This is a genomic window from Amycolatopsis sp. GA6-003, assembly GCF_046267895.1.
In the GTDB taxonomy this organism is placed as follows: domain Bacteria; phylum Actinomycetota; class Actinomycetes; order Mycobacteriales; family Pseudonocardiaceae; genus Amycolatopsis.
This window is the reverse complement of the sequence record NZ_CP176499.1, coordinates 3,032,436-3,051,169: the sequence shown is the minus strand read 5'-3', so window position 1 is coordinate 3,051,169 and position 18,734 is coordinate 3,032,436. Positions and strand designations below refer to the sequence as shown.

Here is an 18,734-nt window from a genome sequence, read left to right as displayed (position 1 = left end):
CCGAGCGCGGTGCGGGGCCTCCGGTCTAGTGCGTGAATCAGCCCTGGTCGGCGATGTCCGCCAGGACCGCGGCGATGGTGCGGACCGGGACGCCGGTGCCGCCCTTGCCGGTGTAGCCCCACGGGGCGCCGGAGTTGAAGGCCGGGCCCGCGACGTCCAGGTGCACCCACGGCAGGTCCGCGGGCACGAACTCGCGCAGGAACACGCCCGCGACGAGCATGCCCGCCCAGCGCTGGCCGGTGACGTTCGCGATGTCCGCGAGCCGCGAGTCGAGGTCGCCGCGCAGTTCGTCGGGCAGCGGCATCGCCCAGCCGCCCTCGCCGGTGGCCTGCATGATGCCCGCGACGCGGTCGCGGAACTCGTCCGAGCCCATCACGCCGGAGATCCGGTTGCCCAGCGCGACGACCTGCGCGCCGGTCAGCGTGGCGGTCTCGATCAGGTAGTCCGGGTTCTCCTCGGCCGCGCGCACGATCGCGTCCGCCAGCACGAGCCTGCCCTCGGCGTCGGTGTTGAGCACCTCGACGGTCTTGCCGCCGTACATGGTCAGCACGTCGCCGGGGCGGTAGGAGGTGCCCGAGGGCAGGTTCTCCGCCAGCGGGATGTGCGCGGTGACCTCGAGCGGGTACTTCAGCTTCGCGGCCAGCACGACCGACGCGAGCACGGCGGCCGCGCCCGACATGTCGGAGGTCATGTGGTCCATGTTCGCGGCGGGCTTGAGCGAGATGCCGCCCGAGTCGAACGTGATGCCCTTGCCGACCAGCGCGACCTTCTTGCGCGCCTTCGCCGGCTTCCAGCTGACCCGCAGCAGGCGCGGCGGCCGCGACGAACCGCCGCCGACGCCGAGGATGCCGCCGAAGCCCTTGCGCTTGAGGGCCTTCTCGTCGAGCACCTCGAACTCGAGGCCGTTCGCGTCGGCGAGCTTCTTGGCGCGGTCGGCGAAGGACGCCGGGAACAGGTCGTTCGGCGGGGTGTTGATCAGGTCGCGGGCGATGAGCACCGACTCGGCGATGAACCCGGCCGCCTTCAGCGTGGCCTTGTGCTCGCGCGCGGTGCCCTCGGCCGGGCTGACCAGGTCGGCCTTCGCCAGCGGGCCGTCGCCCTTCTCCGAGCGGTACTCGGTGAAGACGTACGCGCCGAGCGCGATGCCCTCGGTGGCGGCGTGCAGGTCCACGGCCGAGAGCGTGACGAACGCCCGCTCGGTGCCGCTCAGCGCGCGGGCCGCGGCACCGGCCGCGCGGCGCACCTGCTCCGGGGTGATCGCCCCGTCCTTCGGCTTGCCGAGGCCGACCGCCAGCACGACGCCCGCGGGCAGCTTGCCCAGCGTCGGCAGCTTCACGACCTCCTCGGCCTTGCCGGTCGCGCCGAGCGTGCCCAGCACCTCGGCGAGCTTGCCGTCGAACGCCGCGTCGGCCACCTCCGCGCCGGCGGCCAGCTCGAGGCCGTCCTCGCCCTGCAGGGTGCCGATCACGACGACGTCGGCGCGGGTCTTGCCCAATGCCGCATCCGTGTTCTCGGAGAGGGCAAGCTTCGGCACGGTCACTTCTGGCTCCTCGCGACGTCGCGGTGGCGCCGGGCGATCTGCCCGGTCGATCGTGAGCCATGCTAATGACAAAGCCATCCGGACGGGGGAAGGGGGATCGCGGTGCGGCTCGCGGGAGCACTCCTGGTGACGCTGGCGGCGGGGGCCGCCGGGGCCGGGTTTTGGGTGCTCGCAGGGGTTGTGCTCGCCGCGCTGGCCGCGATCGGCGGTTCCCGGCTGCCCGCGCTCGCCGACGATCCGGGTGGCCGGATCGTCGGCGGATTATCCCGGCTGGCGCAGGTCGTCGTGCTCGCGCAGGCATTCGGCGCGTATGTGTTCCCGCTGCAGCCCGGATACGCCGCCGCGGCGCTGGTCGTCTTCGTCGCCGCTGCGGACTTCGCGGGGCTGCGCCTGCCGAACCTGCTGGTCAAGTGGCTGCTCGGCGTGCTGCTGGCCGCCGCGGCGGTCCTCGTGGCGATGTGCCTGGCGGTCGATCCGGTGTCGCCTGCGGGCGGAATCGGGACGCCGGACGTCGCCGGGATCGTCGTCGCGGCGTTGTTCCTGCTGCCGTTCCTAGTTCCGGAACCGGGGGAGCGCGGCACCGGACGCGCACTCGTCCTGGGTCTTGTCGCGGTCGTGGTCACGGCGGTGACGCTGCTGCAGCTGGGTCCGGTCCGGCTCGGGTTGTCCGGGACGGCGATGCGGGATCTGCTCTCCGCCGCGGACGCCGGACAGCTCCAGCCGTTGCTCACGGTGATCGCAGTCCTGGCGACTCTCCCCGCGGCATTCACGACTTTCGTCGGTGCGCGACAGCGGTTTGCGCCGTCCGGCGGGGCTCTCGGCGCGGCGGGCGCACTGCTGGCGGCGGCCGCCGCGGCGTTCGTCCCGCTGTCGGCGGTGCTGCTCGCGGCCGGGCTCGGCGCGGTCGCGGAACTGCTGCTGCGGATGCGGGTTCGTCGCTACCGTGGCGTCCATGACTGAGCACCGCTGGGCGCCGGGACAGACAGTCGTCGAACGTTTCGTCCGCCCGGACGGCAGCATCGGCCAGCACCATCCGCTGCGGGTGGTCGCCGACGACGGCGAGACGCTGCTCGGCTGGCTCCCGCTCGGCACGCCGATCGTCGGCAGCAGGCTCGCGGACGGCCGGTCGCTGCGGGAAGCGCCGCTGGAACAGCGGTTCCGCGAGCCGCGCGTGCGGGTGCGAGACATTTGGCACGGCACGTCGACGCTGCGGCTGATTCCCGACCGCGCCTGGTCGTCGGTGTGGTGGTTTTTCGAGGCGGACGGCCGGTTCCGCGACTGGTACGTGAACCTCGAGCTGCCGCGCGGGCGCACCGAGACCGGCCCGGACCGGATCGACGGGATCCTCGACCTGGTCGTGACGCCGGGCGCGGGCTGGAAGTGGAAGGACGAGGACGAAGCGGAGGCGGCCGTCGAGGCGGGCCGGCTGACCGCGGCCGAACTCGGGAAGCTGCGCGCCGAGGGCGAACGGCTGGGCGCGCTGGCCGAGCGGGGCGCGTTCCCGTTCGACGGCACGCACACGGACTTCCGGCCGGACCCGGACTGGCCCGCTCCGGAGCTGCCGGCCGGGTTGGTCTGACCTACTGGGCCAGCAGGACGAGCCCGATGAACAGCACGATGTTGACGACGAGCAGGATCACGACCGATTTGGTCGGCACGTCCTTCGCGATCACCTTGCCGTGCAGGTTCTTCCACCAGTAGATGCCGAACCCGGCGACGACCAGGCCGAGGAAGAAGCCGAACCCGCTCGACAGCAGGCCCCAGCCGACCATTCCGAGCAGCCCCGCGCCGAAGGTCAGCAGGGCGGCGGTGCCGAAGGTCTTGACGTCCGGCCCGGCCCCGGGCCCGGCTTGGCGTGCTGGTTGAGTGCTCACGGCCGCCATCGTAGTGGGGTGACGCTGCGAGCGGGGGCCGGTGCAGCGAGTAAAACCACAGGACTTCCGACTAACGTGCTTCCGACCAAGCGCTATCGTCTATGCATGACCACAGCGACGCAGTTCACCCACGTTCCGAACCCGAGCCCCGCGAGTCCTGAACGCGTCGCCGAGGTACTTGCCAAGCCGGGGTTCGGCACGTACTTCACCGACCACATGGTGACCGTGCGGTACAGCACCGAAAAGGGCTGGCACGACGCCAAGGTCGGGCCGTACGAACCGTTCACCCTCGACCCGGCCACGTCCGTGCTGCACTACGGGCAGGCCATCTTCGAGGGCCTCAAGGCCTACCGGCAGCCGGACGGCTCGATCGCCGCGTTCCGGCCGGACGCCAACGCGGAGCGGTTCCGCGACTCCGCCGATCGGCTGGCGATGCCGAAGCTGCCGGTGGAGACCTTCGTCGACGCGCTGCGCGAGCTGATCGCGGTGGACGAGCGCTGGGTGCCGACCCGTGAGGGCGATTCCCTGTACCTGCGCCCGTTCATGATCTCCACCTCGGCCGGCCTCGGCGTGAACAGCCCGGCCGACGAGTACGTCTTCGCGGTGATCGCCTCGCCGGCCGGCTCGTACTTCAGCGGCGGCGTGAAGCCGGTCAGCGTGTGGCTGTCGACCGAGTACGTGCGCGCGGCCCCCGGCGGCACCGGCGCGGCGAAGTGCGCGGGCAACTACGCGGCATCCTTCGTGGCGCAGGCGCAGGCCGTCGAGAAGGGCTGCGACCAGGTGGTGTGGCTGGACGCGGTCGAACGCCGCTGGGTCGAGGAGATGGGCGGGATGAACCTGTTCTTCGTCTTCGGCTCGGGCGACGACGTCCGCGTGGTGACGCCGGAGCTGACCGGTTCGCTGCTGCCGGGCGTCACCCGGAAGTCGTTGCTGCAGCTGGCGAAGGACGCCGGGCACAAGGTCGAGGAACGCCGGATCTCCACCGACGAATGGGAGAAGGCGGCCGCCTCGGGCGAGCTGACCGAGGTCTTCGCGTGCGGCACCGCGGCGGTCATCACGCCGGTCGGCCACGTGAAGCACGGAGGCGGCGAGTTCTCGATCTCGGGCGGCCGCCCGGGCCCGGTCACCATGGCGCTGCGGGAGCAGCTGGTCGGGATCCAGGAAGGCACCCGCCCGGCTCCTGCGGGGTGGATGGTTCCGCTCAGCTGACGTTTCAGCTCTCCGTGAGGGGAGCCCGGAGGGAATCTGCTTCCCTCCGGGCTCCCCTCACGGCTTTCAGGACGAGAGCGGCCCGGAAACCCCGGATTGTTCGTGGGTGGTCATCTCGGCGAGCACCCGCGCGGCCATCATCAGCAGCGGGAGCGCGGTGACCGCTCCGGTGCCTTCGCCGAGGCGGACGTCGAGGTCGAGCAGGGCTCCGAGGTCCAGGTGTTCCAGCGCGAGCGCGTGCGCGGGTTCGCCGGTGAGCTGTCCGGACATCCACCAGCGCCGCGCGCCCGGTGCGAGTTCCTCGGCGACGAGCGCGGCGGAGCAGACCACCAGCCCGTCCAGGACCACCGGCGTTCGGCGGACCGCCGCCTGCGCGAGGAAGCCCGTCATCGCGGCGATGTCGGCCCCCGAGGACGTCCGCAGCAGGGCCAGCGGGTCGGCCAGTACCGCGCGGGCCCGGCGCAGTGCGTCGCGAACCGCGGCGGCCTTGCGCATCCACGTGTTGTCGTCGATGCCCGAGCCGCGGCCCACCACGGCGACCGGTTCGCTTCCGGTCAGTGCCGCGACCAGCACCGATGCCGGGGTGCTGTTGCCGATTCCCAGGTCGCCCGCGATCAGCAGGTCCGCGCCGCCGTCCACCTCGGCGTCGGCGATCTTCCGGCCGGCGTCGACCGCGGCGCGCACCTCGGCGTCGGTGAGCGCGTCCTCGACGTCGATCGAACCCGAACCGCGGCGCACCTTGAACTCGCCGATCGACCGCATCGCCGATTCCTCGGTGTCCACGGCCATGTCGACCACGCGCACGCCCGCGCCCGCCGCCGCGGCGAGCACGTTGATCGCCGCGCCGCCGGTCAGCATGGTGCCGACGAGCTGCGACGTGACTTCCTGCGGATACGCCGAGACGCCCTTCTTCGCGATGCCGTGATCGCCGGCGAACACGACGACCCGCGGCCGGGTGAACGGCCGCGGCGGGGCCTGACCCTGGCACGAGGCGATCCAGACGCCCAGCTCTTCCAGCCTGCCGAGCGAGCCCGCGGGTTTGACGAGCTTGTCGTGCAGCGCGATCGCGCCCGACCGGGCCTGGTCGCTCGGCGGTTCGATCTCGCCGAACTCGATGCCCGTTTCGCCGGTGTCCACAGCCAGGTTTCCTTTCGCCGCTGGGCGTCCCGGCGCCCAACCTACCGCCGCCCGGACCGGGCCCTTAGGGTCGGTCGGCGTGCGGGAATCGACGGCGGCCGGGGTCGTGCTGGCCAGTGGTGCGGGGACCCGGGTCGGGGCCGCGCTCAACAAGGTGTACCTGCCGGTCGCGGGCAGGCGCGTGGTGGCGTGGTCGCTGGACGCGTTCGCCGCCGTGCCCGGGATCGGCGTGCTGGTGCTGGTGATCCGGCCCGAGGACGCGCCGCTGGCCGAAGAGGTGCTGGCCGGGATGAGCGTCCCGGTGGAGATCGTGCCCGGCGGCCCCACGCGGCAGGCTTCCGAACTGAACGCGCTGCGCCGCCTCGCGCCGCGAATCGCCGACGGGACAGTGGATTCCGTGCTGCTGCACGACGGGGCCCGCCCGCTGGTGAAGCCGGAGCTGATCTCCGCGGTCCTGGAACGGACCCGGGAAGACGGGGGAGCGGTGCCGGGCCTGGCCGCGGACGACGTGGTTTCGATGGCCGGACCGGACCGGGTGGCGGGACCGCTGCCGGGCGCGATCCGGGTGCAGACCCCGCAGGGCTTCCGGGCGGAACCGCTGCTCGCGGCGTACGAACAGGCTGCCGCGGAAGGATTTCTCGGCACCGACACGGCTTCGTGCATGGAGCGGTTCTCCGCGCTGCCGGTGCGCTGGGTGCCCGGCAGCGGGGAGAACGTGAAGATCACCTATCCGCACGACCTCGCGGTGGCGGAGCGGTTCTTGCGGCGATGATCAGGGGGAAACGGTCAACGCCGGGTCGGTGACCACGACGTCGCCCAGCGCCTCGTCGATCGCCTTGAGCAGCTCCGGCTCCAGCTTGACGCCGGCCGCCTTGACGTTGTCCTGCACCTGCTCCGGCCGCGAGGCCCCGATGATCGCCGACGCCACGTTCGGGTTCTGCAGCACCCACGCGATGGCCAGCTGAGCCATCGACAGCCCGGCGTCGGCCGCCAGCGGCTCCAGCTTCGCGACCGCGGTCAGGGTCTTCTCGTCGAGGAACCGCTTCACCATGTTCGCGCCGCCGTTCTCGTCGGTCGCGCGCGAACCGGCGGGCAGCGGCTGGCCCACCTTGTACTTGCCGGTCAGCACGCCCTGTGCCACCGGCGACCAGACGATCTGGCTCAGGCCCTCGCGCTCGGAAGCGGGCACGACCTGGGACTCGATGACGCGCCACAGCATCGAGTACTGCGGCTGGTTCGACACGAACGGGATCTTCAGCTCGCGGGCGAGCGCCGCGCCGCGGGAGATCTGCTCGGCGTTCCACTCCGAGACGCCGATGTAGAGCGCCTTGCCCTGGCGGACCAGGTCGGCGAACGCCTGCATCGTCTCCTCCAGCGGCACCGTCCGGTCGAACCGGTGCGCCTGGTAGAGGTCGACGTAGTCGGTGCCGAGCCGCTTGAGCGACGCGTTGGCCGACTCGATGATGTGCTTGCGCGAGAGGCCCTTGTCGTTCGGGCCCTTCGGACCGGTCGGCCAGAAGACCTTGGTGAAGATCTCCAGGCTCTCCCGGCGCTGGCCCTTGAGCCCGCGCCCGAGCACCGACTCCGCCGCGGTGTTGGCGTAGACGTCAGCCGTGTCGAAGGTCGTGATCCCCGCGTCGAGCGCCGCCTTGATGCAGGCCTGCGCCTGGTCCTCCTCGACCTGGGACCCGTGGGTCAGCCAGTTGCCGTAGGAGATCTCACTGATGTTGAGGCCGCTGCGGCCGAGACGTCGAAACTCCATGCCGACAGCGTAAACGTTTCGTTCGCGAGGCTAACGACCTGTGTGCCGCACGGCTCAGTTCGGGATCGGGTCGCCCGGCTTCAGCCGCGGCTTCGGGACCCGCAGCTTGCGGATCTGGCTCGCCCGGACGAAGGCGTACCAGCCGATGCCGCGGAACGCGGTGGCCGGCTCCTTCGGGAAGCGCGCGCGGGCCAGCTTCGAGATCTTGCGGCCGTTCACGACGCCCTCGATGGCCATGACCAGCAGCATCGCCATGCAGACCAGCGTGACGTACTGCTGCACCGCCACCGCCGCCGCGGGCACCAGCAGGGTGAGGAACACCAGGATCGCCAGCGGCATGAACAGCCCGAGGAGGTTGCGCCGGGAGTCGACCAGGTCGCGCACGTACGCCTTGACCGGGCCCTTGTCGCGCGGCGGAAGGTACTTGTCGTCGCCCGACATCATCCGCTCGCGGCGCTGCCGGGCGGCCTCCCGGCGCTCTTCCTTGCTGACCGGGTTGGCCTTGCGCAGTTCCTTGTTGCGCTTCATCGCCTCGCGCATCGAGGTGGGCGGCGGCGCGACCGGGCCGCGCTTGCGTCCCTCGGCCTCGCGCCGCTTCGGCGTCGCCTTGCCCTTCCCCGGCGTGTACGCCTTGCTGGCGACCGGGGATTCGACAGTGGCGGCCTCGGCCGCGGACTCGTCGGCGGCGGGGTCAGTGGTGCTTCGGCGCAGGAACCTCACCTCACCAGGGTATTGCAGGCGTCACGGCTTTGTTCACCAGGTCGTTCCATATGCGACGATGGAGGGGAACAGATCGGGCGAGTCCCGTGTTGTGCCTAGGACACGAGATGTACCCGCAGCGAGTTCGACCAAAGAGGGAGTGCCATGACGACCGCTGAGCAGACCGGTGCGGCTGCGGCCGAGACCGCCGAGGAGACCCACGGCGTGACGTTGACCGACGCCGCGGCCGCCAAGGCGAAGGCGCTGCTCGAACAGGAGGGCCGCGACGACATGCACCTGCGCATCGCCGTCCAGCCCGGCGGCTGCGCTGGCCTGCGCTACCAGCTGTTCTTCGACGAGCGCACGCTCGACGGCGACCTGTTCCGCGACTTCGACGGCCTGCGCGTCGCGGTCGACCGGATGAGCGCGCCGTACGTGTCCGAGGCCGTGATCGACTTCGTCGACACCATCGAGAAGCAGGGCTTCACGATCGACAACCCGAACGCCACGGGTTCCTGCGCCTGCGGCGACAGCTTCCACTGAGCCCAGAGCCACGAAAACGGGCCCCCGCGCGAGTGCGCGAGGGCCCGTTTCGGCGTTCGGGGGCTCAGACGTACGCGTCGAGATCGGCGACCTGCGCGTGGCAGGCGTCGTCGACCGCCCACGGCCGCGCGGCCCGCGGGAGCTGGTCCTGCTCGGAGGGCCGCTCGGGCCGCAGCGTGGACGGCAGATGGGCGCAGTCGGCGATCAGGTCGCCGATGGTTTCCGGTTCGGTCGCGAGGTTCACGAACCTCACGCTATTCAGCCGGACTTGAACGGAAAACGAGTACCGGCCGGTAGTGTCGGAAGGTGGCGCGAAAACTACCCGGAAGGGTCATGACCAGCGGGTAACTTGCGTCAGGGCGCGAAAACGACAGTTCATCCACCCCGTGAGGAGAACCGGTGGCAGACAAGCCCAGGATCGCCGTGTCCGGCAGCATCGCGACGGACCATCTGATGCACTTCCCGGGGAGGTTCGCCGAGCAGCTCGTCGCCGAGCAGCTGCACCGGGTGTCGTTGAGCTTCCTCGCCGACGACCTCGTCGTGCGCCGCGGCGGCATCGGCGCGAACATCGCGTTCGGCCTCGGCGTGCTCGGCGTGCGGCCGGTGCTGGTCGGGGCCGTGGGCCAGGACTGGGCGGACTACCAGTCGTGGCTGCAGCGGCACGGCGTCGACACCTCGGGCGTGCTGGTGTCCGAGGTCGCGCACACCGCGCGCTTCGTGTGCACCACCGACGAGGACATGTGCCAGATCGCGACGTTCTACGCGGGCGCGATGGCCGAATCCCGCAACATCGAGCTGGGGCCGATCTCCGACCGCGTCGGCGGGCTCGGGCTGGTGCTGATCAGCCCGGACGACCCGGAGGGGATGGTCCGGCACGCGCAGGAGTGCCGGCAGCGGGGGTACACGTTCGCGGTCGACCCGTCGCAGCAGCTGGCGCGGATGGACGGGGCGCAGGTGCGGTCGTTCGTCGAGGGGGCCAAGTACCTGTTCAGCAACGACTACGAGTGGGAGTTGCTGCTGCAGAAGACCGGCTGGTCCGAGGCCGATGTGCTGGAGCGGGTCGGGCTGCGGATCACCACGCTCGGGGAGAAGGGCGTGGAGATCGTCGGGCGGGACGGGACCGCGCTGCAGATCGGGGCGGTGCAGGAGCGCGGGAAGGCTGATCCCACCGGGGTGGGGGACGGGTTCCGGGCCGGGTTCCTCGCCGCGATCGACGGCGGGCTGAGCTTGGAGCGGGCCGCGCAGTTGGGGTGTTTGATCGCGGTGCTGGTTTTGGAGACTGTGGGGACGCAGGAGTGGACTTTGGAGCGCGAGGAGGCGCTGGGGCGGTTGAGGGAGGCGTTTGGGCCGGAGGCTGCTGAGGAGATTGCTTCGGTTTTGCCTGGGTGACGGGCTTGGGGCCTCGGGCGGCTCGTCGCCCTGGCGGGCGACATTGCCGATTGAGTGGTTGCGTGGGGCACCCCGAAGCCCGATTGTGCTGACGGTCGGTGGGTGCTTGTCAAGGCGGGAAAGATGCCTTGACAAGCACCCACCGACCGCAGGGAGGCTTCGTATCGGGGTGCGGGGGAGGGGCTGGGTGCCTCGCTCGTGGGTGCGCTGGTGCGGTTTTTTTTGGTGTGCGGGGATCCCCGAGGGAAAATGATTCCCTCGGGGATCCCGTCTTGTTGTTAGAGCTTGACTGGGTAGGTCGGTTCTGGGATTTCCGGCTTGATGCGGTGTTCCACGAAGATGCCGTGCCACAGCATGAAGACCAGCAGTGCCCAGAGTTGGCGGCTGCGGTCCAGTTGGCCTTCCTTGTGTTCGTCCAGCAGGCGCAGCACCGCGTTCTTGTCCAGCAGCTCGTCGGTCTTCGAGTCGCTGATGATGCCGCGGGCCCAGTCGTACATCTCGTTGCGCAGCCACAGGCGGATCGGGACCGGGAAGCCCAGTTTCTTCCGGTTCAGCACGTGGCCGGGGATGATTTTCGCCAGGGCCTGGCGCAGCGCGTACTTCGTGGTGCCGTGGGCGAGTTTCTGGTCCAGCGGGATCGAGGCGGCGACCTTGAACACCTCGGCGTCCAGGAACGGCACCCGCAGCTCCAGCGAGTTCGCCATGGTCACCTTGTCCGCCTTGACCAGGATGTCGCCGCGCAGCCAGGTGTACAGGTCCACGTGCTGCATGCGGGCCACCGGGTCCCAGCCGCGGGACACGTCGTACCAGGGGGCCGTCACGTCCTTGAAGCCGACGCCTTCCTGGTACGTCCGCAGGACCGCGCGCAGCTGATCGTCGCGGAAGTTGCGGGCGTTGCCGTAATAACGGTCTTCCAGCGGGAGCGCGCCGCGGCGCAGCAGGTCCTTGCCTCGGGTGCCTTCCGGGATTTTCGTGGACACCTTGCCCAGCAGCTTGCGCACGCCGCCGGGGATTTTCTCGAACGGGGCCAGCGAGATCGGCTCGCCGTAGATCGTGTAGCCGCCGAAGAGTTCGTCCGCGCCTTCGCCGGACAGCACCGCCTTCACGTGCTTGCGGGCCTCGCGCGCGATGAACCACAGCGGGACCAGCGCCGGGTCGGCCACCGGGTCGTCCAGGTACCAGACGATGAGCGGCAGCGCCTCCATCATCTCGTCCGCCGACACCGTGCGGACCACGTGCTTCACGCCGATCGCCGCGGCCGACTCGGCGGCGACGTCCACCTCGGAGTAGCCCTCGCGCTCGAATCCGGTGGTGAACGCGATGAGGTTCGGGTTGTGCTCCTTGGCGAGCGTCGCGGTCGCGGTGGAGTCGATGCCGCCGGAGAGGAACGCGCCGACCGTCACGTCCGGGTCCGAGATCATGTGCTTGCCGACCGAGTCGCGCATCACGTCGGCGATGCGCTCGTACAGCGCCTCGGCCTCGGCGGCGCCGTTCACCGGCTTCGCCGCGAACTTCGGGTGGAAGTAGCGGGTGAACTCCGGCTTCCCGCCCGGCGAGAGGCGGAACGAGGTGCCCGACTCGACGCGGCGGATCGCGGTGTGCAGCGACTCCGGCTCCGGCACGTACTGCAGGACCAGGTAGTGCTGCAGGGCCGTGCGGTCCAGCTCCTGCGCGACGCCGAGCGTGTCCGACAGCTCCAGCAGGCTCTTCTTCTCGCTGGAGAACGCGGTGCCCTTCGGGCCGGTGCTGTAGTAGAGCGGTTTGATCCCGAACGGGTCGCGCGCGCCGAAAACGACCTTTTCCGCCGAATCCCAGATCAGGAACGCGAACATGCCGCGCAGCTTTTCGACCGCTTTGTCCCCGAGGTAGTGATAAGCCGCGACGATCGCCTCGCCGTCGCCCTCAGTGGCGAATTTCGCACCGAATTTTTCGGCAAGCTCGTCGCGCAGCTCGCGGTAGTTGTAGATCTCGCCGTTGAAGTTCAGCGTGTACCGGCCGGGAGCCTCGGCCGGGCCCCACACGAGCGGCTGGTGCGCGTGGTCGACGTCGATGAAGGCGAGCCGGTTGAAGCCGTACACGACCTCGGCGTCGGCCCAGGTGTCCTGCTCGTCAGGGCCGCGGTGACGCTGGCAGCGCATCGCCGCGCCGACGCTGCCGCGGGCGTCCGCGGCGTCGTTTTCGGTCGCGCAGATCAGTCCAAGCAGGCCGCACACGTGTACTCACACACCTCAGGGTCGGGCCGGTCCGGGGAAGGGCCCAGTATGCCGGTGCCGGACCCGCCGCCCGGAAAGCGGGTGACGCGTGGCGCAACTGGTTACCCCTTGGTCAGCGCGAGCGGCGAACTCGGCTAGGCTCCGCCTGTCACGAAGATCGGTCGAAGAAGGCTCGGTGTGAGAGGGCCTGTTGGGTGAAAGGGCAGGGCGCAGTGGGAAAACCAGAGCGCACCCCGGTGGGTAAGCGGGTCGGGCGGGTCGCCGCGCTGGCCGTGCTGGTGGCGCTGACCGCGACGGGCTGCTCGGGAGACGAGATCCTCCGTTTCGGATGGCCCAAGGGCGTCACGCCGCAGGCCGACCAGATGCGCACCCTCTGGACGTGGACGGTCATCGCCGCGCTCGTCGTCGGCGCGATCGTGTGGGCCCTGATCTTCTGGACCGCGATCTTCCACCGCAAGAAGAAGGGCGCGGCCGCCGAAGGCCCGGACGACCTGCCGCGGCAGTTCCAGTACAACATCCCGCTGGAGATCTTCACGGTCGTCCTGCCGACGATCATGGTCTGCGTGCTGTTCTTCTTCACCGCGACGACCGAGAGCAAGGTCCTCGACAAGAAGCCGAACCCGGACGTCGTCGTCGACGTGGTGGCCTTCCAGTGGAACTGGGAGTTCAAGTACGAGGGCGACAACGCCAAGCGCCCCGACGGCACCCAGGTGAGCACCGTCGGCTCCTCCGGCGAGATCCCGCTGCTCGTGCTGCCGACGAACAAGACCATCGAGTACCGGCTCCGCTCGACGGACGTCATCCACTCGTTCTGGGTCCCCGAGTTCAACTTCAAGCGCGACGTCATGCCGGACCCGGAGAAGAACAACCAGGACAGCTCGTTCCAGAACTCGATCGACCGCGAGGGCTCGTTCGTCGGCCGCTGCGCCGAGCTGTGCGGGACGTACCATTCGGTGATGAACTTCGAGGTGCGGGCGCTGTCCCCGGACAAGTACGACCAGTACCTCAAGCTGCGCACGGAGACGAACCCGAAGACCGGCAAGCCGAACACCGCGTCTGAGGCGCTGGCTTCGATGAACTGCGGCGAGCTGTGCAGCCCGTACGCGGTGACCACGAAGCCGTTCAACACCGACCGCACCGCGCGCACCGCGTCCAACTGACGGCGAACCAGAAGGAGCAGGGGACCAATCCCATGAAGGTCGAAGCCCGGATTTTCTACATGGTGGCGGGGTTTGCCGTCCTCATGACCGCCGTCTACTGGGTCATGACCGCGCTCTTCACCACCGACCAGAAGGCGGAGCCGGTCGGCATCGTCGCGCTGTTCCTGACCGGCGGGCTGGCGTTCCTCGCCGGCAGCTACATGCAGTTCGTGTCGCGCCGGATCGAGGAGCGCCCGGAGGACCGCGAGGACGCCGAGATCAGCGACGGCGCCGGCGAGCTGGGCTTCTTCAGCCCGGGCAGCTACTGGCCGGTCGCGCTGGCCGCGGCGGCCGGGCTGGCCGGCCTCGCCCTCGCGTTCTTCCACATCTGGCTGCTCGTGATGGCGATCGTGGCGCTGCTCATCGCCGTCGGCGGGCTGGTGTTCGAGTACCACACCGGTCCCGAGCACGACTGAGTTCTTCCGCTTCACCGCGACGCCCGGCTGGGAATCCCCGGCCGGGCGTTTCGCGTTTCCGCGCGCTGCGGGGCCAGCGCGGCGGCGAGCACGGCCAGCATCCCCAGGCCCTCGGCCCAGGTGAGCCGGTGCCCGAACGCCAGCAGGTCCACCACGACCGCGACCACTGGGTACAGGTAGGACAGCAGCGCCACCGTCGTGGTCGGCAGTTTGCCGATGCTGGCGTACATCAGCACGTACATCACCGCCGTGTGCACGGTGCCGAGGAGGGCGAGCCACAGCAGCCCCGGCGCCGAACTCGGCAGCGGCGTGAACAGCAGCGCGGGCGCGAGGACGATCGCGCCGACCGTCAGCTGCACCGCCGCGAGCAGATGCGGCCGGATGTGCTTGAGCTGCTTCGCGATGAAGGACGCACCGGCGTAAAGCAGGGCCGCGCCGAGCGCGAGCGCGATCCCGGCGAACCGCACTGGTTGCCCGTCATCTCCTTGTGCGGAAAGGGAAATCACCACCACTCCGGCGAAGGCGACGCCTGCTCGCGTGAGATGGGAACGGCCGACCTTCTCGCCGAGGAACATCGCCGCCATCCCGACCAGGAGCAGCGGCTGCGTGTGGTAGACGACCGTGCTGACGCCGATGGACGACAGCGAGTAGGACGCGAACAGCAGCACCCAGTTGCCGACCAGCAACAGGCCGCCCGCGACGGCGAGCAGCAGGTCGCGCCGGGTCGGCCGCCAGTCGCGGAACCAGCCTCGGGCAAGGGACCACAAGACCAGCAGGACACCGCCGACGAGGCAGCGCGCGAACGCGACCGCCGGGGCGGCCGCGCCGCTTTCGAGCACGACCGCGCCGATCGTTCCGGACAACGCCATCGCCGCGGACCACTGCAGGACCGGGCGCGATTCGGGGTTCTTCATGCGCCCCAGACTCGCCTTCGCGGCGACGCTCAACCAGTGTCAGAGATGACAATGACCGCAAAACTTGTGACATGCTGGCCGGCATGGACGTGCACCGGGTGGCCGTGCTGCTCGCGGACCGGGTTTCGCCGTTCGAGCTGGGGGTCGCGTGCGAGGTGTTCGGCACCGACCGCAGCGCGGACGGCATGCCCGGCTGGGACTTCGGCGTGTGCTCGCCGGACGGGGCGGAAGTGGCCAGCTGGTCCGGATTCGGCCTGTCCGGACTGCGCGATCTCGGCTTCGCGGCGTCCGCCGATTTGGTGATTGTGCCCACCCAAGCACCGCGGACCGCGCCGCCGCCGGAGCCGTTGCTGGACGCGTTGCGCGCCGCCCGGGAGCGCGGCGCGTGGGTGGCCGGGTTCTGCGCGGGAGTGTTTTCCCTTGGCTACGCGGGGCTTCTGGACGGTCGCCGCTGCACCATGCACTGGATCTACGAACCGGAATTCCGCCGGTTGTTCCCTGCCGCGGAAGTGGACCCGCAAGCGCTTTACGCGGACGACGACGGCGTGTTCACCAGCGCCGGGACGGTCGCCGCGGTGGACCTGTGCCTGCACCTGGTGCGGCGGTTGCGCGGAGTCGCGGCGGCGACGGCGTTGGCCCGCCGGATGGTGGCCGCACCACACCGCGCCGGTGGGCAGGCGCAGTTCGTGCAGGCCCCGGTGCCCGCGACGGCCGCGCCGGACGACGCGGTAGTCGCTGAAGCGCTCGAATGGGTGGAACGCCGGTTGGACCAGCCGTTCACCGTCGCGGAGCTGGCCCGCCGCAGCGGACTGGGGGAGCGGACGTTCCTGCGCCGGTTCTCCGCCGCGACCGGGACGACTCCGCACCGCTGGCTGACCGAACGCCGCCTCGACCGGGCGCAGGCGCTGCTGGAGGAGGGCTCGCTCTCGGTGGAGGACATCGCGGTGGCGTGCGGGTACGCGTCCGCGGCGGCGTTGCGGCACCAGTTCTCGCGGCTGCGCTCGACTACGCCCAGCGCTTACCGGACCGCCTTCCGCAGAAGTCCGTGAGGGGAACCCCGAGGGAATCAGGGTCCCCCTCACCGACGTTGGCTGCGTCGAGGTCAGCGCTCCGCGGAGGAGAACGCGATCCACCGGTCCAGCAGCGCCGCTGCCGCACCGCTGTCGATGGCCTGGCGTGCTCGGTCCAGGCCCGCCGCCAGATCGTCCTCGAGCGAATCAGAGAAGCCGGTGAAGGCGGCCAGCGCGGCGGCGGCGTTCAGCACCACCGCGTCGCGCACCGGGCCGGTCTTGCCGCTGACCAGTTCCCGGACGACCTCCGCGTTCGCCGCGGCGTCGCCGCCGCGCAGGTCCTCGGCGGTGGCGCGCGGGATGTCGAGCGACTGCGGGTCGAGGGTGCGTTCGGTCACCGTGCCGCCGGAGACCACCAGCACTGACGTCGTCGTGGTGGTGGTGATCTCGTCGAGGCCGTCGTCGCCGCGGGCCACCAGCACCGACATGCCGCGGGTGGCGAAGATCTCCGCCAGGGCACGGGTTTTGTCGGCGTAGGCGCATCCGATCAGCGCGCTCTGCGGCTGCGCCGGGTTGGTGAGCGGGCCGAGCAGGTTGAACGTGGTCGGCACGCCCAGTTCGCGCCGCGGCGGGCCGGTGTGCCGGAACGCCGGGTGGAAGGCCGGCGCGAAGCAGAACCCGATGCCGATCTCCTCGAGCGACGCGAGCACCGCTTCCGGCGGCAGGTCGATCTTCACGCCGAGGGTTTCCAGCACGTCGGCCGCGCCGGACTTCGACGACGCGCTCCGGTTGCCGTGCTTGGCCACCGGCGCGCCCGCCGCCGCCGTGACGATCGTCGCCATCGTGGAGATGTTCACCGAATTCGACCGGTCGCCGCCGGTGCCGACGATGTCCACCGCGGGACGGCTCAGCGTGATCCGCCGGGCGTGCGCCAGCATCGCGTCGGCCATGCCGGAGATCTCCGCGGGCGTTTCGCCCTTGGCGCGCAGCGCGACCGCGAAGCCGCCGATCTGCGCCTGCCCGGCGCTGCCGGACATGATCTGGTCCATCGCCCACGCCGTGTCCTCCGCGGACAGGTCCTCGCCGGCGATGAGCCGGGTGAGCAGCGCGGGCCAGGTGTGCTGGGTGGCGCCCACCGGGCTCAGCCGCCGTTGACGGCGGGGACCCGCCCGGCGCGCAGCACGCCGGCGACGGTTTCCGCCGCGGTCAGCGGGTCGAGGGGGTGCACCAGCACGGCGTCGGCCAGCGCCCAGGTGGCGAGCCATCGGTCGTCGCGGCGGCGGACGGCGACGACGATCGGCGGGCAGTCGTCGATCTCGTGCTTGAGCTGGCGGGTCAGGCCGATGCCTCCGGTCGGCTGCGCCTCGCCGTCGAGGATCGCGAGGTCGACCGAGCCCGCGTCCATCTCGGCGAGCACGTCGGCGATGCCGGCCGCCTCGACCCACTCGATGCGGCCGAGGTCGGCCGCCGGGCGCCTGCCGACGGCGTTCATGATCGCCTCGCGGACCTCGGCCTTGTGGCTGAACACCAGGATCCGCTGGGACTGCTCGCTCATTGAGCACGCCTCCGTCTCGTCACGGGTGGAACAGCCGCGATCGTATCGGCCGAGACGCATCTCACGCGGACGCGGTGGGCGAGTCACCCGGTTGCCGAGCCTCCCACCCCGGAGCGTCGCCGCCGAGCCGCTGCGCCAGCCCGGCCATCCGGGACCGTTCCTGGGCGCAGTGCAGGGCGTCCAGCACCTGCACCCGCCGCGCGTGCGCCAGCACCCGGTCGCCGTCGCGGCTTTGCTCGCGCAGGTCGTAGCCGTCCTGCGCGAGAATCGCCGCCGCCTCTTCGATCCGGTCCGCCGGAAGCACGAGGTGATGGACGAGCACCGCGGGCGCTTCGCTTGCCCAGCCGGGTGAATCGGCGAGCACCGCCGAGTCCGCGACGGCCGGATCGAACGCCGAAACGACGGTCCGCAGACCGGGCGCGTCCGGGTCGAGAACCGCTTTTCCCGGCTTTCTCGCCAGGTCACGGAGCTTCTCCAGCCAACTCACCAGTAGCTCCTTCCGCCGCCGGCCCGCGCCTCGCGCGCGGGTGTGACGCGAAGCTCCCACGACCCGCCGCAGACCCGGCGGGCGGGGTGCCGTCGCGAGAGGACATAATGCGATCCGTGACAACGGCAGCTCCCACCATCAGCCAGCGGGTCCACTCGCTGAACCGGCCGAACATGGTCAGTGTCGGCACCGTCGTGTGGCTGTCCAGCGAACTGATGTTCTTCGCCGGACTGTTCGCCATGTTCTTCACCGTCAAGGCGCAGAACCCGGCCGGGGCGTCCTGGCCGCCGCCGTTGCACGGCGAGGAGTTCCACCTCAACGTCGCGTACGCGATCCCGTTCACGGTGATCCTCGTGCTGTCGTCGCTGACCTGCCAGTTCGGCGTGTTCGCCGCGGAGCGGGGCGACGTCTACGGCCTGCGGCGCTGGTACATCGTGACGCTGATCATGGGCGCGATCTTCGTGTTCGGGCAGGCGAACGAGTACCACAACCTGGTCGAGGAGGGGCTCACGATCCCGTCCGGCCCGTTCGGCACGGTGTTCTACCTCGCGACCGGTTTCCACGGCCTGCACGTGATCGGCGGGCTCATCGCCTTCGTGTTCCTGCTGGTCCGCACGAAGCTCAGCAAGTTCACTCCGGCGCAGGCCACCTCGGCGATCGTCGTGTCGTACTACTGGCACTTCGTCGACATCGTGTGGGTAGGCCTCTTCGCGGTGATCTACATCCTCCCCTGATCTCCGCACCGCCCACCACAAAACGGCCTGAACTGACAGCAAGGGTTGCCGCA

At 70.4% G+C, this 18,734-nt stretch carries 21 protein-coding genes; 10 read left to right on the top strand and 11 right to left on the bottom strand.

The window, feature by feature from the left end:
• Nucleotides 1-37: 37 nt before the first annotated feature.
• Nucleotides 38-1,540 (bottom strand): leucyl aminopeptidase, encoded by a 1,503-nt coding sequence (locus F9C12_RS13280; protein ID WP_409466067.1) that lies wholly within the window; start codon nt 1,538-1,540, stop codon nt 38-40.
• A gap of 102 nt (nt 1,541-1,642) precedes the next feature.
• Between F9C12_RS13280 and F9C12_RS13275 the strand changes: the two genes are divergently transcribed.
• Together F9C12_RS13275 and F9C12_RS13270 are read left to right on the top strand one after the other, a co-directional pair.
• On the top strand, nt 1,643-2,500 hold the full coding sequence (locus F9C12_RS13275) for a sulfatase (RefSeq protein ID WP_409466066.1): 858 nt from the start codon (nt 1,643-1,645) through the stop codon (nt 2,498-2,500).
• A complete protein-coding gene (locus F9C12_RS13270) occupies nt 2,493-3,119 on the top strand; it encodes a DUF402 domain-containing protein (protein ID WP_409466065.1) in 627 nt (208 codons plus the stop codon). Before F9C12_RS13275 ends, F9C12_RS13270 begins: the two co-directional genes overlap by 8 nt.
• 1 nt (nt 3,120) lies before the next feature.
• On the opposite strand, the gene F9C12_RS13265 is transcribed toward F9C12_RS13270, so the two are convergent.
• Nucleotides 3,121-3,423: a hypothetical protein gene (locus tag F9C12_RS13265; RefSeq protein WP_409182279.1), complete on the bottom strand. Its 303-nt coding sequence runs from the start codon at nt 3,421-3,423 to the stop codon at nt 3,121-3,123.
• Between the two features lie 96 nt (nt 3,424-3,519).
• Here F9C12_RS13265 and F9C12_RS13260 point away from each other — a divergent pair, with 96 nt between their 5' ends.
• Complete coding sequence (locus F9C12_RS13260) at nt 3,520-4,623, top strand: branched-chain amino acid aminotransferase (protein ID WP_409466064.1); 1,104 nt, start codon at nt 3,520-3,522, stop codon at nt 4,621-4,623.
• Between the two features lie 66 nt (nt 4,624-4,689).
• On the opposite strand, the gene cobT is transcribed toward F9C12_RS13260, so the two are convergent.
• Complete coding sequence (cobT, locus tag F9C12_RS13255) at nt 4,690-5,760, bottom strand: nicotinate-nucleotide--dimethylbenzimidazole phosphoribosyltransferase (RefSeq protein ID WP_409182277.1); 1,071 nt, start codon at nt 5,758-5,760, stop codon at nt 4,690-4,692.
• 79 nt (nt 5,761-5,839) lie between these two features.
• Between cobT and F9C12_RS13250 the strand changes: the two genes are divergently transcribed.
• Nucleotides 5,840-6,532 (top strand): 2-C-methyl-D-erythritol 4-phosphate cytidylyltransferase, encoded by a 693-nt coding sequence (locus F9C12_RS13250; RefSeq protein ID WP_409466063.1) that lies wholly within the window; start codon nt 5,840-5,842, stop codon nt 6,530-6,532.
• Here the strand turns inward: F9C12_RS13250 and F9C12_RS13245 are convergent, their stop codons facing one another.
• Complete coding sequence (locus tag F9C12_RS13245; RefSeq protein WP_409182275.1) at nt 6,533-7,522, bottom strand: aldo/keto reductase family protein; 990 nt, start codon at nt 7,520-7,522, stop codon at nt 6,533-6,535. It abuts the gene before it with no gap.
• 54 nt (nt 7,523-7,576) lie between these two features.
• Nucleotides 7,577-8,242 (bottom strand): DUF3043 domain-containing protein, encoded by a 666-nt coding sequence (locus F9C12_RS13240; RefSeq protein WP_409182274.1) that lies wholly within the window; start codon nt 8,240-8,242, stop codon nt 7,577-7,579.
• Between the two features lie 144 nt (nt 8,243-8,386).
• Here F9C12_RS13240 and F9C12_RS13235 point away from each other — a divergent pair, with 144 nt between their 5' ends.
• A complete protein-coding gene (locus F9C12_RS13235; RefSeq protein WP_009074796.1) occupies nt 8,387-8,764 on the top strand; it encodes a HesB/IscA family protein in 378 nt (125 codons plus the stop codon).
• 64 nt (nt 8,765-8,828) lie between these two features.
• Here F9C12_RS13235 and F9C12_RS13230 read toward each other — a convergent pair whose 3' ends face one another.
• On the bottom strand, nt 8,829-9,008 hold the full coding sequence (locus F9C12_RS13230; RefSeq protein WP_409466062.1) for a hypothetical protein: 180 nt from the start codon (nt 9,006-9,008) through the stop codon (nt 8,829-8,831).
• Between the two features lie 155 nt (nt 9,009-9,163).
• Here F9C12_RS13230 and F9C12_RS13225 point away from each other — a divergent pair, with 155 nt between their 5' ends.
• The gene (locus F9C12_RS13225) at nt 9,164-10,153 is read left to right on the top strand and encodes a carbohydrate kinase family protein (RefSeq protein ID WP_409466061.1); all 990 of its coding nucleotides are present in this window, start codon (nt 9,164-9,166) and stop codon (nt 10,151-10,153) included.
• 278 nt (nt 10,154-10,431) lie between these two features.
• Here F9C12_RS13225 and asnB read toward each other — a convergent pair whose 3' ends face one another.
• The gene (asnB, locus tag F9C12_RS13220) at nt 10,432-12,366 is read right to left on the bottom strand and encodes an asparagine synthase (glutamine-hydrolyzing) (RefSeq protein WP_409466060.1); all 1,935 of its coding nucleotides are present in this window, start codon (nt 12,364-12,366) and stop codon (nt 10,432-10,434) included.
• Nucleotides 12,367-12,578: 212 nt separating this feature from the next.
• Here asnB and F9C12_RS13215 point away from each other — a divergent pair, with 212 nt between their 5' ends.
• Both F9C12_RS13215 and F9C12_RS13210 read left to right on the top strand, forming a co-directional pair.
• Nucleotides 12,579-13,526: a cytochrome c oxidase subunit II gene (locus F9C12_RS13215; RefSeq protein ID WP_409182270.1), complete on the top strand. Its 948-nt coding sequence runs from the start codon at nt 12,579-12,581 to the stop codon at nt 13,524-13,526.
• A gap of 32 nt (nt 13,527-13,558) precedes the next feature.
• Nucleotides 13,559-13,981 carry a cytochrome c oxidase subunit 4 gene (locus F9C12_RS13210; protein WP_037809532.1) on the top strand — a complete coding sequence of 141 codons (423 nt, stop codon included), beginning with the start codon at nt 13,559-13,561 and terminating at the stop codon, nt 13,979-13,981.
• An 11-nt stretch (nt 13,982-13,992) separates the two neighbouring features.
• On the opposite strand, the gene F9C12_RS13205 is transcribed toward F9C12_RS13210, so the two are convergent.
• Nucleotides 13,993-14,895: a DMT family transporter gene (locus F9C12_RS13205; protein WP_409466059.1), complete on the bottom strand. Its 903-nt coding sequence runs from the start codon at nt 14,893-14,895 to the stop codon at nt 13,993-13,995.
• A gap of 83 nt (nt 14,896-14,978) precedes the next feature.
• On the opposite strand from F9C12_RS13205, the gene F9C12_RS13200 reads away from it, so the two are divergent.
• Entirely contained in the window at nt 14,979-15,944 is a 966-nt protein-coding gene (locus F9C12_RS13200; protein ID WP_409467003.1) for a GlxA family transcriptional regulator, read from the top strand.
• 53 nt (nt 15,945-15,997) lie between these two features.
• Here the strand turns inward: F9C12_RS13200 and trpD are convergent, their stop codons facing one another.
• The 3 genes from trpD to F9C12_RS13185 all read right to left on the bottom strand — a co-directional run bounded on the left by trpD (nt 15,998) and on the right by F9C12_RS13185 (nt 17,947).
• The gene (gene trpD / locus F9C12_RS13195; RefSeq protein WP_409182268.1) at nt 15,998-17,041 is read right to left on the bottom strand and encodes an anthranilate phosphoribosyltransferase; all 1,044 of its coding nucleotides are present in this window, start codon (nt 17,039-17,041) and stop codon (nt 15,998-16,000) included.
• Nucleotides 17,042-17,046: 5 nt separating this feature from the next.
• Nucleotides 17,047-17,460 (bottom strand): hypothetical protein, encoded by a 414-nt coding sequence (locus F9C12_RS13190; RefSeq protein WP_409466058.1) that lies wholly within the window; start codon nt 17,458-17,460, stop codon nt 17,047-17,049.
• Between the two features lie 61 nt (nt 17,461-17,521).
• Entirely contained in the window at nt 17,522-17,947 is a 426-nt protein-coding gene (locus F9C12_RS13185; protein ID WP_409182266.1) for a ribonuclease E inhibitor RraB, read from the bottom strand.
• A 107-nt stretch (nt 17,948-18,054) separates the two neighbouring features.
• Between F9C12_RS13185 and F9C12_RS13180 the strand changes: the two genes are divergently transcribed.
• Nucleotides 18,055-18,681, top strand: a complete 627-nt coding sequence (locus tag F9C12_RS13180; RefSeq protein ID WP_009074819.1) for a heme-copper oxidase subunit III — start codon at nt 18,055-18,057, stop codon at nt 18,679-18,681.
• Nucleotides 18,682-18,734 lie beyond the last annotated feature (53 nt).